The organism is Pseudomonas sp. GW821-FHT09A09, from assembly GCF_059418405.1.
Genome location: NZ_JBWKPU010000049.1, coordinates 1 through 17,839 on the forward strand (window position 1 = coordinate 1; position 17,839 = coordinate 17,839).

A 17,839-nucleotide genomic window follows, 5' to 3' on the forward strand; every position below is an offset into this window, starting at 1 on the left:
CCCCCCCCCCCCCCCCCCCCCCCCCCCCCCCCCCCCCCCCCCCCCCCCCCCCCCCACCCCAGCTCCCACATTGATTGAGTTTTTACAGGTAGTTTGGGTCAGGCTTTAGGGCCCAGGCCATCGGCCCGGAACATCGTCCTAATCCCGCGCACCGCCTGGCGAATCCGGTCCTGGTTTTCGATCAGCGCGAAGCGCACATGATCATCCCCATACTCGCCAAACCCGATGCCCGGCGACACACACACCTTCGCCTCCAGCAGCAGCTTCTTGGCAAACTCCAGCGAACCCATGGCGGCATACGCCTCGGGGATCTTCGCCCAGACGTACATCGACGCCTTCGGATTCTCCACCATCCAGCCCAATTCATGCAGGCCCTTGACCAGCACATTGCGGCGTTGACGGTACTGCTCGGCGATGTCCTTCACGCACTGCTGATCGCCTTCCAGGGCCGCAATCGCGGCGACTTGCAGCGGCGTGAAGGTGCCGTAGTCGTGGTAGCTCTTGATGCGTGCCAGGGCGCTGACCAGTTCCGGGTTGCCCACCATGAAACCGATGCGCCAGCCTGCCATGTTGTAGCTCTTGGACAGGGTGAAAAACTCCACCGCAATGTCCTTGGCGCCCGGCACCTGCATGATCGACGGGGCTTTCCAGCCGTCGTAGACGATGTCGGCATAGGCCAGGTCGTGGATCACCAGCACGTCGTACTGCTTGGCCAGGGCGATCACGCGTTCAAAGAAATCCAGCTCCACGCACTGCGCGGTGGGGTTGGAGGGGAAGCCCAGGATCATCATCTTCGGCTTGGGGATCGAGCCACGAATGGCGCGCTCCAGCTCGGCGAAGAAATCCACGCCGGGCACCAGTGGCACCGAGCGCACCTGGGCGCCGGCAATCACCGCGCCGTAGATGTGAATCGGGTAGCTCGGGTTAGGCACCAGCACGGTATCGCCCTGGTCCAGGGTGGCCAGCATCAAGTGCGCCAGGCCTTCCTTGGAACCAATGGTCACGATGGCTTCGGACTCAGGGTCGATGTCCACTTCATAACGGTCTTTGTACCAACGCGAAATCGCCCGGCGCAGACGCGGAATGCCTTTGGAGGTGGAATAACCGTGGGTGTCTTCGCGCTGGGCGACCTGCACGAGTTTTTCGACAATGTGCGGCGGCGTGGCGCCGTCGGGGTTACCCATGCTCAAGTCGATGATGTCTTCGCCGCGCCGACGCGCAGCCATCTTCAGCTCGGCAGTGATATTGAACACGTAAGGGGGGAGTCGATCGATGCGCGCAAAGCGGCGCGGCGAACCTTGGTCTGCCATTGTTGCCTCGAAGTACGTAAGCGCCCGGAACCGTCCGAGCGACGTCGGCCACTGCGGTGGCCTGCGGGGCAGACAATACGGTCGATGATGGCCAGTTGTCCAGATGCGTAGGAAAATTTTCTGCGTGCAGTGTTGCGCGGATATCCCCCTATACTCGATACGGGTTTGTACCCTCATAAGAAGGAGACTGTTCGTATGGATCAGCAGACAAAACAACCGTTAGAGCCACGCATGGAAGCGGGTAAAGCCCTGGTGATTGCCGGGGTGCAAGGGCGTTATTCGAAGGCGACCATCGGCGACATCCCGCGCTTGTGGGAGTTGTTCGACACCTGTGTCAAAGACATCAAACAGCGCGTGGGCGGTGTGACGTATGGGGTTTGCCATAACCCCAAGCATGGCGAATTCGACTATATGGCCGGCGTTGAAGTGCCGACCAAGGGCGACGTGCCAGGCAACTTCGAGTCCATTGAAATTCCGCCGCTCAACTACGCCGTCTTCCCGCATTACGGGCCGGTGCAGGCACTTGAGCAAACCTACGAACGCATCATGTTCGAGTGGCTGCCGCACTCAGGCTACAAGGTGATGGGCGCGGATTTCGAGCGCTACAGCGCCGATTTCGATGGACGCAAAGGCACCGGCACCGTGGAGATCTGGTTGCCGATCGGCGAAAGAGGCTGACACTCCGCCGTTGTAGGAGCGAGGGGGGGGGGGGGGGGGGGGGGGGGGGGGGGAGAAGGGAGGCGCGGGGGCGATGGCAGTGCAAAGGGCGCCATCGCCGGCAAGCCGGGCTCCTACAGAGGGTGGGTCAATACAGGGTGGCCTTGACCCGCTCCGGCATCTCGCGGTCATACGCCTCGGCGTCAAACTGCCCGTCATTGAGCCGCTTGTGAAAGGCGCCGGCCGACGGCAGCGCCGAGCGGTCCAGGTGTTTTTCAGGGTTCCAGCAATCGGAACGCACAAACGCCTTTGAGCAGTGGAAATACGCACTTTCCACCTGCACCAGAATCACCGACTTCGCCGGTTTGCCATTCACCGCAAAACTCTCCAGCAACCCTGGCTCGATGGAAATCTGCGCACGGCCATTCACGCGCAACGTTTCGCCAATTCCCGGAATGATGAACAGCAAGGCAATGCGCGGGTCCTGCACCAGGTTGCGCAAGGTATCCAGGCGGTTGTTGCCGGGCCGATCAGGAATCGCCAGCGTGCGCTCATCCACAATCCGCACAAACCCCGGAACATCACCACGGGGCGAACCGTCCACACCGTCCGGCCCGGACGAACTCACCACCACCAGCGGCGAGGCGCGCACCATGGCCTGGTAATCCTCGTTGAGAAACGGGATCTCCTTGCGCACCGCCCGCTCGTGGGGGAGGCCGTAGAGGGTTTCGAGTTGTTCGAGGGTTGTCAGCATTTGCGCCACCTCCTTATCGTTCAAAAGACTAATGCCAGCCTGCGTTCATAGCCAATCCGCCCCTTATACGCCTCGCCACTGTCCACCCACCCGGCGCTCAGGTACAAACCCATCGCCGCCGCATTGTCGGCGTCCACCGACAGCTCGATGGCCTTGACCTGCGGCCACGCAGCCAGCGCGGCGTCGGGCAGTGCCTGCAGACACGCCTTGCCGAACCCGCGGCCTTGTTGCCCGCGGTCCACTTGCAACGCATGCAGCGTGGCGCTGTGTTCATCGGCCCAATGGGGCAGGCACGGGGGGCGTTTGAGCAGCAGGAAGGCGACGGGCAACTCGTCGGCGAGCAGGGCAAAGCCTTTGATGGCGCCGGGGTTTGGGTTGACCAGCAGGCTGTTCAGCGCGCAGTAGATGTCCCCGGAGTACGCCAGTTGCTCGGGGTGCACTTGCAGGGCGTCGAGCTGCTGTTTTTGCACAAGGCTCAGCGTCTCATAGGGGACGAGGCGGGTTTCCATCGGGGGCGCATCCGAAATCCTACAAAGAGGGTTGGATTCTAGCGGGTTTGCCTGGGGCGAAATTATTTTTCAGCGGGCTGTCGATTGCAGCGAGGGCCGTTCGACTAAGGGTGTCTTCCGTGATTTTCCACCCGAAGGAGTATCGCCATGAGCACTGCCATCAACACCCTGATCGATCAATGGAAGCAAGCCGTGCTTGCCCGGGATATCGACAAAATTGTCAGCTATTACGCCGACGATATCGTCTCGTTCGACGCCGTCACCGCACTGCAATTCAAGGGCAAGGCCGCCTACCGTGCGCATTGGGAGGAATGCATGAAGCATTGCCCCGGCCCGGGTATTTTCGAGTTTCATGAGTTGCGTATCGTCGAGGCACAGGACAGCGCCTTTGCCCACTGGCTGGCCCATTGCGGTGGTGCCGGGCCGGACGGCGTGGTGAAGGCCTGCTGGATGCGGGTGACGGCCGGTTATCAGCGCATCAACGGCCAATGGCGCGTGGTGCATGAGCACTGGTCGGCGCCCTTCGACATGCTGAGCGGTACCGCGCTGTTCGAGCTGGAACCCTGATCGCCGGGGGCTATAGTGGATAAGCCGAAAAGGGAGGCACCCATGAAATACCTCTGCCTGATCTACAGCAACGAACAGGTGCTGCACACCTCGCCCGACAGCCCTGCAGACCCGGAGTGTCTTGCCTACGCCCAGGCCATCCAGGCCAGCGGGCGGATGCTCGCCGCCGAGCCGCTGGAGTCGGTCACCACCGCCACCACCGTGCGCATGCGCAATGGCAAGTTGTCGATTACTGACGGGCCGTTCGCCGAAACCAAGGAGCAACTCGCCGGGTTCTACCTGATCGAGGCCAAGGATTTGAACGAAGCGATCCAGGTGGCCGGCGGCATTCCGGCTGCGCGGGTCGGCAGTGTGGAAGTGCGCCCGGTGCGCCAGTTGAATCTCTGAACACAACAACCACAAGACTCAGGAGGTTTGCCCCATGACCACTCAACCCGCCGAATTTGAACTGTCCATCAGCCGCGTGATCGACGCCCCGCGCAGCCGCGTGTTCCGCGCCTGGACCGAACCCGCGTTGTTGCAACAATGGTGGGGGCCCCACGGCATGACCACCCCCGAGTGCGAAATGAACCTGTGGGTCGGTGGCCTGTTTCGCACCTTGATGCGCGCACCGGACGGCGCGGAATACCCCACCCAGGGCGTGTTCCTCGAGATCGAAGCGCCCAGCCGCCTGGTGTTCACCGACGCCTATGCGCCGGGCTGGATACCTTCGGGCAAGCCGTTCATGACGGCCGAAGTCACCTTTGAAGAGGTCGATGGCAAGACCCTCTACACCGCCCGCGCCATGCACTGGAGCGAGGCCGACAAGCAGGCCCATGAAGCCATGGGCTTTCACGACGGTTGGGGCCAGAGCCTGGACCGCCTGGTGACGCTGGTGACTCAAGGCATGCCCGATTGACCGCGCAGGTCGAGGCCATTTACCGCAGCGAATCACGCCGCGTACTCGCGACGCTGATTCGCCTGTTGGGTGATTTCGACCTGGCCGAGGAGGCCTTGCACGAGGCGTTTTTTGTCGCCTTGCAACGCTGGCCCGAGGACGGCGTGCCGGACAACCCGCGCGCCTGGCTGGTGTCCACCGGCCGCTTCAAGGCCATCGACCGCCTGCGCCGTCAGGCGCGATTTACCCCCTTGTTGCAGGAGCAGGCCGACGCACTGGAAGCGGCTGAGTGGAGTGCCGAGGACGTGGAAGACGACCGCCTGCGTTTGATCTTCACCTGCTGTCACCCGGCGCTGGCGGCGGACGCCCAGGCGGCGCTGACCCTGCGTGAGATCTGCGACCTCACCACCGAGGAAATCGCCCGCGCGTTCCTGGCCACCCCCACCACCATCGCCCAGCGCATCGTGCGCGCCAAGGGCAAGATCCGTGAAGCTCGCATTCCCTATCAAGTGCCGTCCCTGGCCGAATTGCCTGAGCGGCTGGACAGCGTATTACGGGTGATTTACCTGGTGTTCAACGAAGGCTATTCGGCGTCCATGGGCGCTGATCTCACCCGTGAAGACCTGACCCGCGAAGCCATTCGGCTCGGTCGTTTACTCATGGAGTTACTGCCCGAACCGGAAGTCATGGGCTTGCTGGCGCTGATGCTGCTGCACGAATCCCGCCGAGCGGCGCGCACGTCGGCAAGCGGTGAGTTGGTGTTGTTGCATGAACAGGACCGAGGGTTGTGGGATACCGCCCTGATCGCTGAAGGCTGCGCCTTGGTGGAGCAGGCGTTAAATACCCGGCGTTTCGGCCCGTATTGCCTGCAGGCAGCGATTGCGGCGGTGCATGCCGAAGCGCCTTGTGCCGATGAAACCGACTGGTTGCAGATCGTCGGGCTCTACGACGTGTTGCTGCGGGAAGTGCCCTCGCCGGTGATCGAACTGAACCGCGCCGTGGCGGTGGCGATGGGGCAGGGGCCGCTGGCGGGTCTGGCGTTGGTGGAGGGGATTTTGCAGCGTGGTGAGTTGCTGGATTACCACTTGGCGCATTCGGCGCGGGGGGAATTCTGTCGGCAACTGGGGCGTGTGGAAGAGGCGCGCACGGCGTACGAAAAAGCCCTGTCCTTGACCCAGCAAGCTCCAGAGAAACGCTTCCTCCAGCAACGCCTGGCCGAACTCAACGCAAAACAACTGTAGGAGCTGGCTTGCCAGCGATAGCGGTGTATCAGCCAACAGAGGTATTGGCTGACCCACCGCTATCGCCGGCAAGCCGGCTCCTACAGTGATCGGTGTTGTTTGCGCTTATTGGGTTACGGCTGCTGACGCGTGGCCGCCAACACGATCTCGCGAATGCACACATGCTGCGGTTGCCCGTAGGCGTAGGCAATCGCCGAGGCCACGTCATCCGCGCTGAGCACGGTGCCGCCCATGTCTTGTTTCCAGGCTTGGTAACCGCTCTTGATCGCCTCGTCGGTGGTGTGGCTGAGCAGTTCGGTTTCCACCGCGCCCGGGGCGATGGTGATCACGCGCACATTGCTCGGCGACAATTCTTCGCGCAGGTTCTCCGAAATCCCGTGTACTGCGAACTTGGTGCCTACGTAAGCCACGTGGTTCGGGAAGGTTTTGCGCCCAGCCACCGAGCTGACGTTGATGATGGTGCCACCCTTGCGTGCCACCATGCTGCCGGCCACCGCGTGAATGCCATTGAGCAGGCCTTTCACGTTGACGTCGAGCATCTGCTCCCATTGCGCCGGGTCTTGTTCGCTGACTGCGCCCAGCAGCATCACACCGGCATTGTTGATCAACGCGTCGGCCGGGCCGAATTGCGCTTCGGCTTCCTTCACGGCAGCGACCAAGGCTGCGCGGTCGGTGATATCCACGCCACGCGCCAGGGTGTTGGGCAGGGCCAGGTCGTTAAGGCGGTCGATGCGCCGCGCCAACAGCAGCAGCGGGTGACCGGCGGCCGACAGCAGGCGGGCAGTGGCTTCGCCGATACCGGAACTGGCACCGGTGATGATGATCAGTGGCTTGCTCATGATTGCACTCCTGGAATAAGAAAAATCGATAACTGAACCGTGGGCGCAGTATATTTAGCGCCAGTCAGGCTGAAAAATGCCTTATTTCTCTGTCTGTCATCGGATAAAGCTATGGATGTGCGTCACCTCAAAGCCTTTCTCGCGGTGTTCGAAGAACGCAATATCACGGCGGCTGCCCAGCGTTTGTTCATCAGCCAACCGACGCTGTCGGTGACCATCAAGCAGTTGGAAGACGAGCTGGGCGTGGCGTTGTTCGTGCGCCAGCCACGGGGCGTGGAGGTCAGCGCCGAAGCGCGGGTGCTGTACCCGCAGGCACGGCGCATGGTGGCCGAAGCCGATGCCTTGAGCCGCTTGTTTCGCGGGCGCGAAAACCGCATCGCCCTGGAATTGGGCGTGGAAGGCGACATTGCCGACAGCCAGATCGAAACCTTTCTGCGCATGGCGCACCAGGGGCTGCCGGGGTTGTTGCTGACCTTGCAGGAAGGCTGTGAGGGAGAAGGGCGCCTGGCCGTGGAAGAAATGTGCTGCGAGGACGAATTGTTCCTGCCGATCTGGGAAGAGTCCTACGTGATGGCGTTGCCAGCGGCTCACCCCATGGCGCAGGTGGGCAAAGAACAGGCATGGGCGCCGATTGAGGACTGGATCACCTGCCCGCAACATGACTCCCATCAACGTTTGATGGCGCTGTACGGTCGCTCGCCGCAAGCGGTGGCGGGGCATGCCGGCTCGTTGACCCAGGCGTTGCACATGGTGGCGGCAGGTGTGGGCGTGGCGATGCTGCCGCAGTCGATGGCGGCCGAGCGCGCCGGGGTGGTGATTCGCCAATGGCACCTGCCGGCCCCGACACGCCGCGTGGGCCTGTGCTTCGCCGCACAGGCGCTGGAATTGCCTGCCTTGCGCGCCCTGCACGAATACTTCCAGAACAACCGTCCGCCCCAGCTTTCAGCAGCCTGACCTCATTCTAAAGGCCAACACAGGTCAAATGTGGGAGCTGGCTTGCCTGCGAAAGCGGCGTGTCAGCTAGCATTTGATTCGACTGACACACCGCTTTCGCGGGCAAGCCCGCTCCCACAGGTTGATCTTCATTGTTTATTGGCGAGTGTTTGTTATTCCAGCATCTTGCCGAGCAACCACCCACCCGCCGGCCCAGGCGGATGATGCCGTGACCACAGCGCATCCACCGCCACCGAGCGCGGCCAGCTGCGCGCCTTGAGCTCCACCAACTGGCCGCCATCAAAACGCTCCACCAGCCAGCGCGGCAAGGGCGCCCAACCAAACCCCAACTGGGCCATTTCCATCAGCATCAAGTAACTGGGCGCCGACCACACCCGGCCACTGGGGCGGGTTTCGGTCGGGTTGATGATGCTGGCCAGGCGCAATTCGCGGTGTTGTTGCAGGGTGTCGGCGGAAATATTGTCCAGGCTCGCCAGCGGGTGTCTGGGGGCCACGTACAGCGCGATTTCTGTACGTTCTTCGACCGGCGCGCCGGTGAGGTCGGGTGGGTAGACGTCCTGTTTTTCAATAAACGCAACCTGCGCCCGGCCGCTTTGCACCAGGGCAATCAGGTCTTCGCACTCGGCGATCAGGCATTCGAGCTCAAGGTCCGGGTAGCGCTGTTCAAAGGCTTTGAGGGCAATTTCGAAACGGTCCGATTGGTAGGTGTCGGACATCGCAATCGTCAGCTTCGGCTCCAACCCCTGGGACAACTGGCTGGCAGCCAGTTCCAGGCGGCTGCTGGCTTCCAGCACCTGCTCGGCACGCAGCAACAGCACATGGCCGGCCGGGGTCAGCGTCGGCTTGCGGCTGCTGCGGTCGAACAGCTCCACATCCAGGTCAATCTCCAGGCTCGCCACCGCCGCGCTGACGGTGGACTGGCTCTTGCCCAGCTTGCGCGCCGCCGCCGAGAACGAGCCTTGGGTGGCCGCCTGTACAAACGCCTGCAGCACTTCGTTGGAGGCCATGACTATCGCCTTGATCGATGGTTATTAGTTATGAAGTATCGACCAGGGGAGTAATGATGGCAACCGTCGCCACTCACGGAGCCGGGTCATGAACCCCACCAAATCGATGACTGAACGCGTTTGCCAAGCCCTGGGTTTTGAAGGGCTGGCCCTGCTGATCTGCACACCACTGCTGGTCTGGATCACCGGCCGGCCCGCCCTGGAAATGGGCGCGGTGACCCTGGGCATCAGCGTGCTGGCGCTGACCTGGAACATTATTTTCAACAGCCTGTTCGACCGCCTCAAGGTGCGCCTGCAACTGCCCACCAACAGCTGGACGCGGGTGCTGCACGCGCTGATGTTTGAAGGCGGGCTGATCCTGGTGTGTGTGCCGTTGATTGCGATGTGGCTGGGTATCAGCTTGCTGGAAGCCTTCATCCTCGACATCGGTGTGCTGCTGTTCTTCCTGCCGTACACCTACGTGTACCACCTGGGGTACGACATGATTCGGGAAAAAATCCTGCAACGTCGCACACTGGCGCTATAACCCCGAACACCGCCGCTGTAACCACCGGGCACGCCCCCTGTAAACACCGGACACGACCCCTGTAGGAGCCCGGCTTGCCGGCGATGGGGCCCTTCCGATCGCCATCGCCGGCAAGCCGGGCTCCTACAGGGGGGGGGCGTACTTGAGATCGCCATCGCCGCGGTGCGACGATTCGACAAGCCGGACTCCTACAACGGGGTGAGTGTGGCCACGAAATCGAGGAAGGCCCGCACCTTGGCCGCAGGCAAATGCCGTGACGGGTAGTAGGCGTACAACGGGAAACGCTCGTCGGGCCAGTCCGGAAACAACTCCACCAAGGCGCCGGCCTTGAGCGCCGGCGTCAGGCCCAGGTCGAGCATTTGCGCCACCGCGTGCCCGTGTTCACACACGCTGTACAAGGTGCTGGCGTCGTTGACCACCAGGCGCCCGCTGGTGCGCACGGTCAGGCGCTCGCCGGGACGATGGAATTCCCAGGCGAACGGCCGGCCGGTTTGCGAGTCGCGAAAGTCCAGGCACATGTGCCCGGTTTCCAGCGCCTGTGGGTGAGCGGGGCGGCCGTAGGTTTCAAGGTAGGCAGGGGAGGCGACGGTGAGCACGCGCACTTCCATCAGCTTGCGCGCGATCAGCGAGGAGGATTACGGGATGCCAAAGCGAATCGCCAGGTCAAAGCCGTCGGCCACCAGGTCGCCGAGTTGGTCGCGGGTGTGCAGGTCCAGTTGCAGTTGCGGGTAACGGCGCATGAAATCCCCCAGCACCGGGCCCAACACCAGCCGTGAAAAGTACGGGTCGATGTTCACCCGCAGGCGCCCGCGCACGGTGAGTGCACTGTCGGCGGCGGCGCTGGCGGCCTCTTCGAGGCCGGCCAACAACGGGGCGATCTCCTGGTAGAAACGCCGACCCTCATCGGTCAGTTGCACCGAGCGGGTGGTACGGTCGAACAGGCGAATCCCCAGGCGTTTTTCCAGCCGGGAAATCGCCCGGCTGACCCCCGACGGTGTCATCTCCAGGCTGTCGGCGGCACGCGCAAAACTGCCCATGTCCACCACGGCCGCCAACACGCCCATGCCGCCGGCCAAGCCTGGATCAAAACTCATCGGTGATTGCCTGTCAGTGATCTGAAGGCATTGATGCTAGCGCAGAACGCTTAAAGAAACATGCCGCCCGAGGCTTCGATGCGTTGCCCGGTGATCCAGTTGCTGCCATCGGCCAGCAGGGTCGAGATCGCCCCGCCGATATCGTCGGGCAAACCGGCGCGGCCCAGCGCGGTGTTGTTGGCCACCATGGCATTGACCTGCGGGTTGTCGCGCACTGCGCCGCCACTGAAGTCGGTGGCGATGGCGCCCGGTGCCAGGGTGTTGACGGTAATCCCCCGTGGCCCCAGCTCCTTGGCCTGGTAGCGCGACAGCACTTCCACCGCGCCTTTCATCGAGGCATACGCCGAGTACCCCGGCAAGCTGAACCGCGCCAGGCCGCTGGAAATGTTGATGATGCGCCCGCCATCGCTGATCAGCGGCAGCAGTTTTTGCGTGAGGAAAAACGGCGCCTTGAAGTGGATGGCCACCAGCTGGTCGAACTGCTCTTCGGTGGTCTCGGCGAAGCTGGCGTGGGCGCCGATGCCGGCGTTGTTGATCAGGAAATTAAAGTGATCCTGTGCGAAAACGTCCTTGAGCACACGGCCGACTTCACCCACGAAGTGATCGAAGGTGCCGCTTTGGCTCACGTCCAGTTGCAGCATGGCGGCGCGGCCGCCCAGGGCCTGAACCTGCTCGACCACCGCTTGGGCCTCAGCCGCAGCGCTGTGGTAGGTGCCGATGATGTCGACGCCTTGGGCTGCCAGGTGCAGTGCGGCGCTTTTGCCCAGGCCACGGCTGGCGCCGGTGATGAGTGCGATTTTGCGGGTCATGGTGCAGTCCTCTGAATGATCGTGGGACTGAGTGTATTTGTTCGCCTGTAACGTGATAAACAGGGCTATCCCGGAATCACTGGCCGGATGAGGCGAACAATCCATGAACAAACTTGAGCTGCTGCGCACCTTCGTGCGGGTCACCGAACTGTCGAGTTTCACCGGGGCTGGCGAAAGCCTGGGCCTGCCGCGTTCCACCGTGTCCGAGCACGTGCAGGCCCTGGAAGAACTGGTGGGCGCCCGCCTGTTGCAGCGCACCACCCGCAAGGTGCAGGCGACCCAGGACGGCCGTGTGCTGTATGAGCGCAGCAAGGACTTGCTGTCGCACATGGAAGAGCTGGAAGGCTTGTTTCGCCAAGACGAAACCCAACTGGCCGGGCGCATTCGCGTGGACATGCCCAACGTGATGGCCCGCGGCATGATCCTGCCGCACTTGCCGTCGTTCATGGAGCGCCACCCGCTGATCGAGATGCAGATCAGCAGCTCGGACCGCCAGGTTGACCTGATCGCCGAAGGGTTCGATTGTGTCTTGCGCGTCGGCGCCCAGCCCGATCAAACCGTGGTGGCCCGCAAGGTGTGCAGCATGCCCATGGCCAACTGCGCGAGCCCGGCCTACCTGCAACGCTACGGCACGCCCCGGACCCTCGACGACCTGGCCGACCATCAACTGGTGCACTACGTGCGGCCACTGGGCGCGCGCTCCACGGGCTTCGAATACCTGCAGGGCAACAAGGTGCAGCGGGTGGCGATGGCCGGGCGCGTCACCGTCAACAGCACCGATGCCTACCAGGCCGCCTGCCTGGGCGGATTTGGCATCGTCCAGGTGCCGCTGCTGGGTATCCGCAGCTTACTGGCCAGTGGCGAGCTGGTGGCGGTGCTGCCGGAATACCAGGCGCCGCCGTTGGATGTGTCGTTGCTGTATGCCGGCCAGCGCCATTTGCCCTTGCGGGTGCGGGTGTTCATGGAGTGGTTGACCACCACCCTGCAGGCCCATCTTTAACGGCGTGCCGAGAGTTGCTGCGGGGCGAGGAACGCATCGTGGAAGTAATCACGAAACGCCTGCATCGCCGGGGTAAATGCACGTTCGCGATGCCAGGCCAGGCCTACGCTCATGGGCGTCACCGGGTCGGTGACGGTCAGCGTTTCGATGCGCTTGCCTTCCAGGGACCAGGGGCGGTGCACCAGATCCGAGAGAATCGCCACGCCGCTGCCATTGGCGACCATGCTGCGCACGGCCTCCACCGAGCTGGTACGCAGGCGCACATTGGGCGCCTGGCCGGCCTGTTCCCAATAGCGCATGGCGCTGTGTTCGGCCTCGTCGACGGTGAGTAGGATGTAGGGTTCCTGCGCCACATCCGCCAGGCTCACCGCATCGCGTTCGCACAGCGGGTGATGGCTGGGTAGCCACAGGCGACGCTCGGAGTTGAAGAGGATTTCGGACACGATGGCCGGGTGGGTGAGGTTGGCCGTAAGCACCACGGCCATGTCGAACTGGCCATTGAGCAGCCCTTCTTCGATGGCCTGGCGTTCTTGTTCGAAGACCTGGATGGTCACGTCCGGGTGCCAGTGCTCCATGCGTTGCAGGTGGTGCGGCAGGAAATAACCCAGCACCGTGTAGCTGGCGGCAACCCGCAGCACGCCGCTGGCGCGGTAGTCGGGCAGCGGGCTGTTCAGGGCGTCATCCACGCTGCGCAGGATCACATAGGCGCGGTTGAGAAAGTGCCGCCCGGCGTCGGTGAGGTTCATGCCCTGGGCCGAGCGCACGAACAGTTGCACGCCGAGCATGGCTTCCAGCTCCTTGATCGCCGTGGTCACTGCCGACTGGGAGATGTTCAGGTGAATCGCCGCCTGGGAGATCTGGCCGATCTCGGCGGTGGCCACAAAATAACGGACTTGGCGCAGAGTCAGGGACATGCCGCATTCCTCGTAGGAGCCCGGCTTGCCGGCGATGGCGGTCGTAAGCCTTGTGACAGGTCAGATGACGCTATCGCCGGCAAGCCGGGCTCCTACAGTGTGGGGGTGGTAGTGATATCTGATTTTCAGAAGATGGGTCATCTGATAATAGATCTTCCCAAGGGGTCAAGCTGCGGCCTACTTTTCCAGCATCACTTAGGCGGAGCGACTTCGATGCAGGCAGTGGATTTCAACTCGGACATGGGCGAAGGCTTCGGCCCCTGGACCATCGGCGACGGCGTCGACGCAGAGCTCATGGCGTATATCAGCTCGGCCAACATCGCCACCGGCTTCCACGCCGGCGACCCCGGCACCATGCGCCGCACCGTCGAGCGCGCCAAGCAACTGGGCGTGGCCATCGGCGCGCACCCGGGCTTTCGCGACCTGGTCGGCTTTGGCCGTCGCCACATCAACGCGCCGGCCCAGGAACTGGTGGACGACATGCTCTACCAACTCGGCGCCCTGCGTGAAATTGCCCGCGCCCAGGGCGTGACGCTGCAACACATCAAGCCCCACGGCGCGTTGTACATGCACCTGGCGCGTGATGAAGAAGCGGCGCGGTTGCTGGTGCAGAATCTGCAACTCATCCAGCCGACGCTGTTGCTGTACTGCATGCCCAACTCGGTGATCTGGCGCATCGCCAAGGAACTGGGGCAGCCGGTGGTGCGCGAATTTTATGCCGACCGTGAGTACGATCTGAGCGGCTCCATCGTGTTTACCCGCAATGTGCGGGCGCTGGATCCTGCGACCGTCGCAGCACGCGTCCTGCGGGCATGCCAGACCGGACTTGTGCGCACCGTAGAAGGCGAAGACCTGTTCATCGAATTCGATTCCATCTGTCTGCACAGCGACACGCCCGGCGCCCTCGAGTTGGTGGAAGCCACCCGCGAAGCGTTGGACCAGGCGGGTATCACCGTCAAGACACCCCAATAAAAAACGATCCCCGATTTTTTTCGCCTGCCTTTCTACAATGATTCCAAGAGGAACAGACATGGCTGAAACGTCCCCCATCCGCTACAGCTTCGGCGGTGATGAACACCTGTTTGCCGAGGTCAGCGACAGCATGTCCCTGGAGGCCTTTTTCAAAGGCATGGCCGTGACCCGCGCCGTGGAGCGCCTGGCGCTGGAGGGCGTGCTGGATGTGTGCCTGGCCAACGCGTCGTTCCAGATCCGCTTCGATCCCGACCGTATCGCCCCCCATGTGTTGCTCGACGCAGTACAAACCGCCGAGGCCCAGGCCGTGGCCGAGCGCACCTTACACACGCGCATCATCGAAATCCCGGTGCTCTACAACGACCCCTGGACCCATGAAACCCTGATGCGTTTTCGCGACCGCCATCAAGACCCCAGCGGCACGGACCTGGAGTACGCGGCGCGCATCAACGGCCTGGCTGATGTGGACGCGTTCATTGCCGCCCACAGCGGTGCGCCGTGGTTTGTGTCGATGGTGGGGTTTGTGGCGGGCCTGCCGTTCATGTTCCAGATGGTCGAGCGCGAGCGGCAATTGCAGGTGCCCAAGTACCTGCGCCCGCGCACCGACACGCCCAAGCTCACCCTCGGCCATGGCGGCTGTTTTGGCTGCATCTACTCGGTGCGGGGTGCCGGTGGCTACCAGATGTTCGGCGTGACCCCGGCGCCGATCTACGACCCGGCGCAGCAGTTGGCCTACCTGAAGGAACACATGGTGTTCTTCCGCCCCGGTGACATCGTGCAGTTCAAACCCATGGACCGCGACGCCTACGACCTGGCAGTGGCCGAGGTGGACGCCGGGCGGTTCGACCTGCGCATCCGCCCGGTGGAGTTCTCCCTCGATGCGTTTCTCGCCGACCCCATCGGCTACCCGAAATCCCTGCAGGAGGCGCTGGCATGATCAAGGTCCTCAAACCCGGCCTCGCCACGTCTGTGCAGGACCTTGGCCGCGAAGGCTATTACCACCTCGGCATCCCGCCCTCCGGTGCGCTGGACCAGTACGCCTTGAGCGCGGCCAACCATCTGGTGGGCAACCCCATCGGCGCGGCGGCACTGGAATGCACGTTGATCGGCCCCGAACTTCAGTTCCAGCAAGACGCGCTGGTGGCGCTCAGCGGCGCCTTGATGTCGCCGCGCCTGGACGGTGAAGTGGTGCACCAGGACACCGCCTTCCAGGTGCGCGCCGGGCAGGTGCTGCGCTTTGAATTCCCCAAGGCAGGCGCCCGTACTTACCTGGCGGTGGCCGGTGGCATCGATGTGCCGCTGGTGTTGGGCAGTCGCTCGACCTACACCCTTGGCGCCCTCGGCGGGTTTCAGGGGCGACGTTTGCAGGAAGGCGATGAGTTACCCATCGGCCAGGCCAGTGGCAGCGGGCGTGCCGGCAACAGTTTGCCCATGGCCCTGCGCCGTTCGGTGGGCGGTGACGTGACCCTGCGGGTAGTACCGGGGTTGTATTACGAGCGCCTGACAGAGGGCGCCAAAGGCAGCTTTTTTGCCGAGCCCTGGACCGTGGGTTCCGAGGCGGACCGCATCGGCTATCGCTTCAAGGGCGGCAGTGCGCTGAGCTTTCAGCCACGGGAGCAGCCGTTTGGCGCGGGGTCGGACCCTTCGAACATCGTCGACAGTTGCTACCCGATAGGTTCGATCCAGGTGCCGGCTGGGTTGGAGCCGATCGTGTTGCACCGCGATGCGGTGTCGGGCGGGGGCTACGCGATGATCGGTACGGTGATCAGCGCCGACCTGGACTTGATCGGGCAGATGCAGCCGAACCAGCGGGCGGGGTTTGTGGCGGTGACGCTGGAGGAGGCGTTGGAGGCGCGGCGGATCTACAAAAAGCGCCTCAAAGCCATGACCACATTATTCGCCTGACAAACACCCTTGTAGGAGCCCCGCTTGCTGGCGATGGCGTCCATGAGATCGCCATCGCCGGCAAGCCGGGCTCCTACAGAAGAGGGGAGGTGTTGGGTCAGAACAGTTTGGTGAACAGCCAGTACAGGCTGCCCGACAGCAGGATCGCCGCTGGCAACGTCAGCACCCACGCCATCACCAGGTTACGGATGGTGCGCATCTGCAAGCCGCCGCCATTGGCCACCATGGTCCCCGCCACACCGGACGACAACACATGGGTAGTCGAGACCGGTAACCCGTACATGTCCGCCGCGCCAATGGTCAGCATCGCGACCATTTCCGCCGAGGCGCCCTGGGCATACGTCAGGTGGGTCTTGCCGATTTTTTCACCCACCGTCACCACGATGCGTTTCCAACCGACCATGGTGCCCAGGCCCAGGGCGATGGCCACGGCGATCTTCACCCACAGCGGGATAAAGCGCGTGGAATTGTCGATCTGGTCCTTGAACAGCTTGAGCTTGCCTTGGGTGTCGGCGTCGAAGTTGCCAACCTTGTCCTTGTCCATCAGGCGAATGGTTTCGCTGGTCAGGTACATGTCGTTACGCACGTTGCCCACCGCCTCCGCCGGCACTTTGGCCAGGGAGCCGTAGCCTTTCACTTCATCACCGATCTGGCCGGCGAGGGCGGCGAGGGCGGGGACCAGTTCCGGCGTGGCTTCCTTGGTGCGCACGTAGGTCGAGAGAATCGGGCGCGGGTCACCGGGCAATACTTGCGGTGCACTTTTCACCAGGGCCACTTGGGTCACTTCGGCCACGGCGGCAAACTGCAGCGACTGCTCGGCCGGCATGGTGCGGTTCAACGCATAGGCCATCGGCAGGGTGCCGACCAGGATCAGCATGATCAGGCCCATGCCTTTCTGGCCATCGTTGGAGCCGTGGGCGAACGACACGCCGGTGCAGGTGGCGATCAGCATGCCGCGGATCCACCACGGCGGCGGGGTGTCGCCCTTCGGTGCCTTGTACAGCGAGCGGTTCTTCACAAAGGCGCGCAGGGCCAGCAACAGCAGGGCGGCAAACACAAAGCCGATCAACGGCGACAGCAACAGCGCGTAGCCGATCTTGATCGCCTGGCCCCAATCCACACCGCTGGTGCCGTCACGCCCGTGCATCAAGGCGTTGGCCACGCCCACACCGATGATCGAACCGATCAGGGTGTGCGACGACGACGCTGGCAAACCCAGCCACCAGGTGCCGAGGTTCCACAGAATCGCGGCGATCAGCAGGGCGAAGATCATCGCGAAACCGGCCGACGAACCCACCTGCAAGATCAGCTCGACCGGCAGCAGGGCAATGATGCCGAACGCCACGGCGCCGCTGGACAGCAGCACGCCGAGGAAGTTGAAGAAACCCGACCACACCACCGCGAAATGCGGCGGCAGCGAGTTGGTGTAGATCACGGTCGCCACGGCGTTGGCCGTGTCGTGAAAACCGTTGACGAACTCGAAGCCCAAGGCGATCAACAGCGCCACGCCCAGCAGCAGGAACGGGGTCCAGGTGGTGACCACCGTGCCCAGCTCGTGCATGTCGTGCATCAGGCTGTAGGCGGTGAACAACAGGCCCATGGCGAGCACGGCGAAGAAGATGATCACCGTCAGCAGGCCGGGTTTCTTGTCCAGCCGGGGTTTGGGGTCGGCGGGTGAGGCGGTGTTGGAGGCAGTCAGGGAAGGGGTGGCCATGCCGGAGCATCCAGTGTGGGGAGGATGTCGTTCATGATCATTGCAGAATGTTACAGAGATGCTGCGGTATGTCAGTCTTTCGGTGTTTGAGGGTGCCACTGGTCTAGATAACACCGCCCAACCGTGTAGGAGCCGGGGGGGGGGGGGGGGGGGGGGGGGGGGGGGGGGGGGGGGGGGGGGGGGGGGGGGG

The 17,839-nt window shown here is 63.2% G+C and carries 19 protein-coding genes and 1 pseudogene; 11 read left to right on the plus strand and 9 right to left on the minus strand.

Annotated elements, in window-relative coordinates:
• Window positions 1-98 precede the first annotated feature (98 nt).
• Complete coding sequence (gene alaC, locus AC07OV_RS27935) at window positions 99-1,310, minus strand: alanine transaminase (protein WP_176998012.1); 1,212 nt, start codon at window positions 1,308-1,310, stop codon at window positions 99-101.
• A 195-nt stretch (window positions 1,311-1,505) separates the two neighbouring features.
• Here alaC and AC07OV_RS27940 point away from each other — a divergent pair, with 195 nt between their 5' ends.
• Window positions 1,506-1,988 (plus strand): GyrI-like domain-containing protein, encoded by a 483-nt coding sequence (locus AC07OV_RS27940; RefSeq protein ID WP_176998011.1) that lies wholly within the window; start codon window positions 1,506-1,508, stop codon window positions 1,986-1,988.
• Window positions 1,989-2,115: 127 nt separating this feature from the next.
• On the opposite strand, the gene AC07OV_RS27945 is transcribed toward AC07OV_RS27940, so the two are convergent.
• Together AC07OV_RS27945 and AC07OV_RS27950 are read right to left on the minus strand one after the other, a co-directional pair.
• Complete coding sequence (locus AC07OV_RS27945; protein WP_494998306.1) at window positions 2,116-2,721, minus strand: pyridoxamine 5'-phosphate oxidase family protein; 606 nt, start codon at window positions 2,719-2,721, stop codon at window positions 2,116-2,118.
• A 20-nt stretch (window positions 2,722-2,741) separates the two neighbouring features.
• Window positions 2,742-3,230 carry a GNAT family N-acetyltransferase gene (locus AC07OV_RS27950; RefSeq protein ID WP_494998305.1) on the minus strand — a complete coding sequence of 163 codons (489 nt, stop codon included), beginning with the start codon at window positions 3,228-3,230 and terminating at the stop codon, window positions 2,742-2,744.
• Window positions 3,231-3,377: 147 nt separating this feature from the next.
• On the opposite strand from AC07OV_RS27950, the gene AC07OV_RS27955 reads away from it, so the two are divergent.
• From AC07OV_RS27955 to AC07OV_RS27970, 4 genes are read left to right on the plus strand one after another with little or no spacing between them, the layout of a single operon-like run.
• Window positions 3,378-3,797: a YybH family protein gene (locus AC07OV_RS27955; RefSeq protein WP_176998008.1), complete on the plus strand. Its 420-nt coding sequence runs from the start codon at window positions 3,378-3,380 to the stop codon at window positions 3,795-3,797.
• 42 nt (window positions 3,798-3,839) lie between these two features.
• Entirely contained in the window at window positions 3,840-4,184 is a 345-nt protein-coding gene (locus tag AC07OV_RS27960) for a YciI family protein (RefSeq protein ID WP_176998007.1), read from the plus strand.
• A 34-nt stretch (window positions 4,185-4,218) separates the two neighbouring features.
• Window positions 4,219-4,695: an SRPBCC family protein gene (locus AC07OV_RS27965; RefSeq protein ID WP_176998006.1), complete on the plus strand. Its 477-nt coding sequence runs from the start codon at window positions 4,219-4,221 to the stop codon at window positions 4,693-4,695.
• Window positions 4,692-5,915 (plus strand): RNA polymerase sigma factor, encoded by a 1,224-nt coding sequence (locus tag AC07OV_RS27970; RefSeq protein ID WP_495093410.1) that lies wholly within the window; start codon window positions 4,692-4,694, stop codon window positions 5,913-5,915. The genes AC07OV_RS27965 and AC07OV_RS27970 overlap by 4 nt, the downstream gene beginning before the upstream one ends.
• A 113-nt stretch (window positions 5,916-6,028) precedes the next feature.
• Here AC07OV_RS27970 and AC07OV_RS27975 read toward each other — a convergent pair whose 3' ends face one another.
• Window positions 6,029-6,754, minus strand: coding sequence for an SDR family oxidoreductase (locus tag AC07OV_RS27975; RefSeq protein WP_176998004.1), 726 nt, complete (start codon window positions 6,752-6,754; stop codon window positions 6,029-6,031).
• 111 nt (window positions 6,755-6,865) lie between these two features.
• Here AC07OV_RS27975 and AC07OV_RS27980 point away from each other — a divergent pair, with 111 nt between their 5' ends.
• The gene (locus tag AC07OV_RS27980) at window positions 6,866-7,708 is read left to right on the plus strand and encodes a LysR family transcriptional regulator (protein WP_494998302.1); all 843 of its coding nucleotides are present in this window, start codon (window positions 6,866-6,868) and stop codon (window positions 7,706-7,708) included.
• 152 nt (window positions 7,709-7,860) lie between these two features.
• Here the strand turns inward: AC07OV_RS27980 and AC07OV_RS27985 are convergent, their stop codons facing one another.
• Entirely contained in the window at window positions 7,861-8,715 is an 855-nt protein-coding gene (locus AC07OV_RS27985) for a LysR family transcriptional regulator (RefSeq protein WP_176998002.1), read from the minus strand.
• A gap of 88 nt (window positions 8,716-8,803) precedes the next feature.
• Between AC07OV_RS27985 and AC07OV_RS27990 the strand changes: the two genes are divergently transcribed.
• Window positions 8,804-9,241, plus strand: coding sequence for a multidrug/biocide efflux PACE transporter (locus AC07OV_RS27990; RefSeq protein WP_178925379.1), 438 nt, complete (start codon window positions 8,804-8,806; stop codon window positions 9,239-9,241).
• 188 nt (window positions 9,242-9,429) lie between these two features.
• Here the strand turns inward: AC07OV_RS27990 and AC07OV_RS27995 are convergent.
• A pseudogene (locus AC07OV_RS27995) lies at window positions 9,430-10,335 on the minus strand (LysR family transcriptional regulator).
• Window positions 10,336-10,385: 50 nt separating this feature from the next.
• A complete protein-coding gene (locus AC07OV_RS28000) occupies window positions 10,386-11,144 on the minus strand; it encodes an SDR family NAD(P)-dependent oxidoreductase (protein ID WP_495093411.1) in 759 nt (252 codons plus the stop codon).
• Between the two features lie 103 nt (window positions 11,145-11,247).
• Between AC07OV_RS28000 and AC07OV_RS28005 the strand changes: the two genes are divergently transcribed.
• On the plus strand, window positions 11,248-12,144 hold the full coding sequence (locus tag AC07OV_RS28005; RefSeq protein WP_176997998.1) for a LysR family transcriptional regulator: 897 nt from the start codon (window positions 11,248-11,250) through the stop codon (window positions 12,142-12,144).
• Here the strand turns inward: AC07OV_RS28005 and AC07OV_RS28010 are convergent.
• A complete protein-coding gene (locus AC07OV_RS28010) occupies window positions 12,141-13,058 on the minus strand; it encodes a LysR family transcriptional regulator (protein ID WP_495093412.1) in 918 nt (305 codons plus the stop codon). The genes AC07OV_RS28005 and AC07OV_RS28010 overlap by 4 nt on opposite strands.
• A gap of 213 nt (window positions 13,059-13,271) precedes the next feature.
• Between AC07OV_RS28010 and AC07OV_RS28015 the strand changes: the two genes are divergently transcribed.
• Genes AC07OV_RS28015 through AC07OV_RS28025 form a run of 3 tightly spaced genes read left to right on the plus strand, consistent with a single transcriptional unit; the run spans window position 13,272 to window position 15,935 of the window.
• Window positions 13,272-14,030, plus strand: coding sequence for a 5-oxoprolinase subunit PxpA (locus AC07OV_RS28015; protein ID WP_494998299.1), 759 nt, complete (start codon window positions 13,272-13,274; stop codon window positions 14,028-14,030).
• Window positions 14,031-14,088: 58 nt separating this feature from the next.
• Window positions 14,089-14,967, plus strand: coding sequence for a 5-oxoprolinase subunit B family protein (locus tag AC07OV_RS28020; protein WP_494998298.1), 879 nt, complete (start codon window positions 14,089-14,091; stop codon window positions 14,965-14,967).
• Complete coding sequence (locus AC07OV_RS28025; protein WP_495093413.1) at window positions 14,964-15,935, plus strand: 5-oxoprolinase subunit C family protein; 972 nt, start codon at window positions 14,964-14,966, stop codon at window positions 15,933-15,935. Before AC07OV_RS28020 ends, AC07OV_RS28025 begins: the two co-directional genes overlap by 4 nt.
• Window positions 15,936-16,032: 97 nt before the next feature.
• Here the strand turns inward: AC07OV_RS28025 and AC07OV_RS28030 are convergent, their stop codons facing one another.
• Window positions 16,033-17,649 carry an inorganic phosphate transporter gene (locus tag AC07OV_RS28030; RefSeq protein WP_176997993.1) on the minus strand — a complete coding sequence of 539 codons (1,617 nt, stop codon included), beginning with the start codon at window positions 17,647-17,649 and terminating at the stop codon, window positions 16,033-16,035.
• Window positions 17,650-17,839 lie beyond the last annotated feature (190 nt).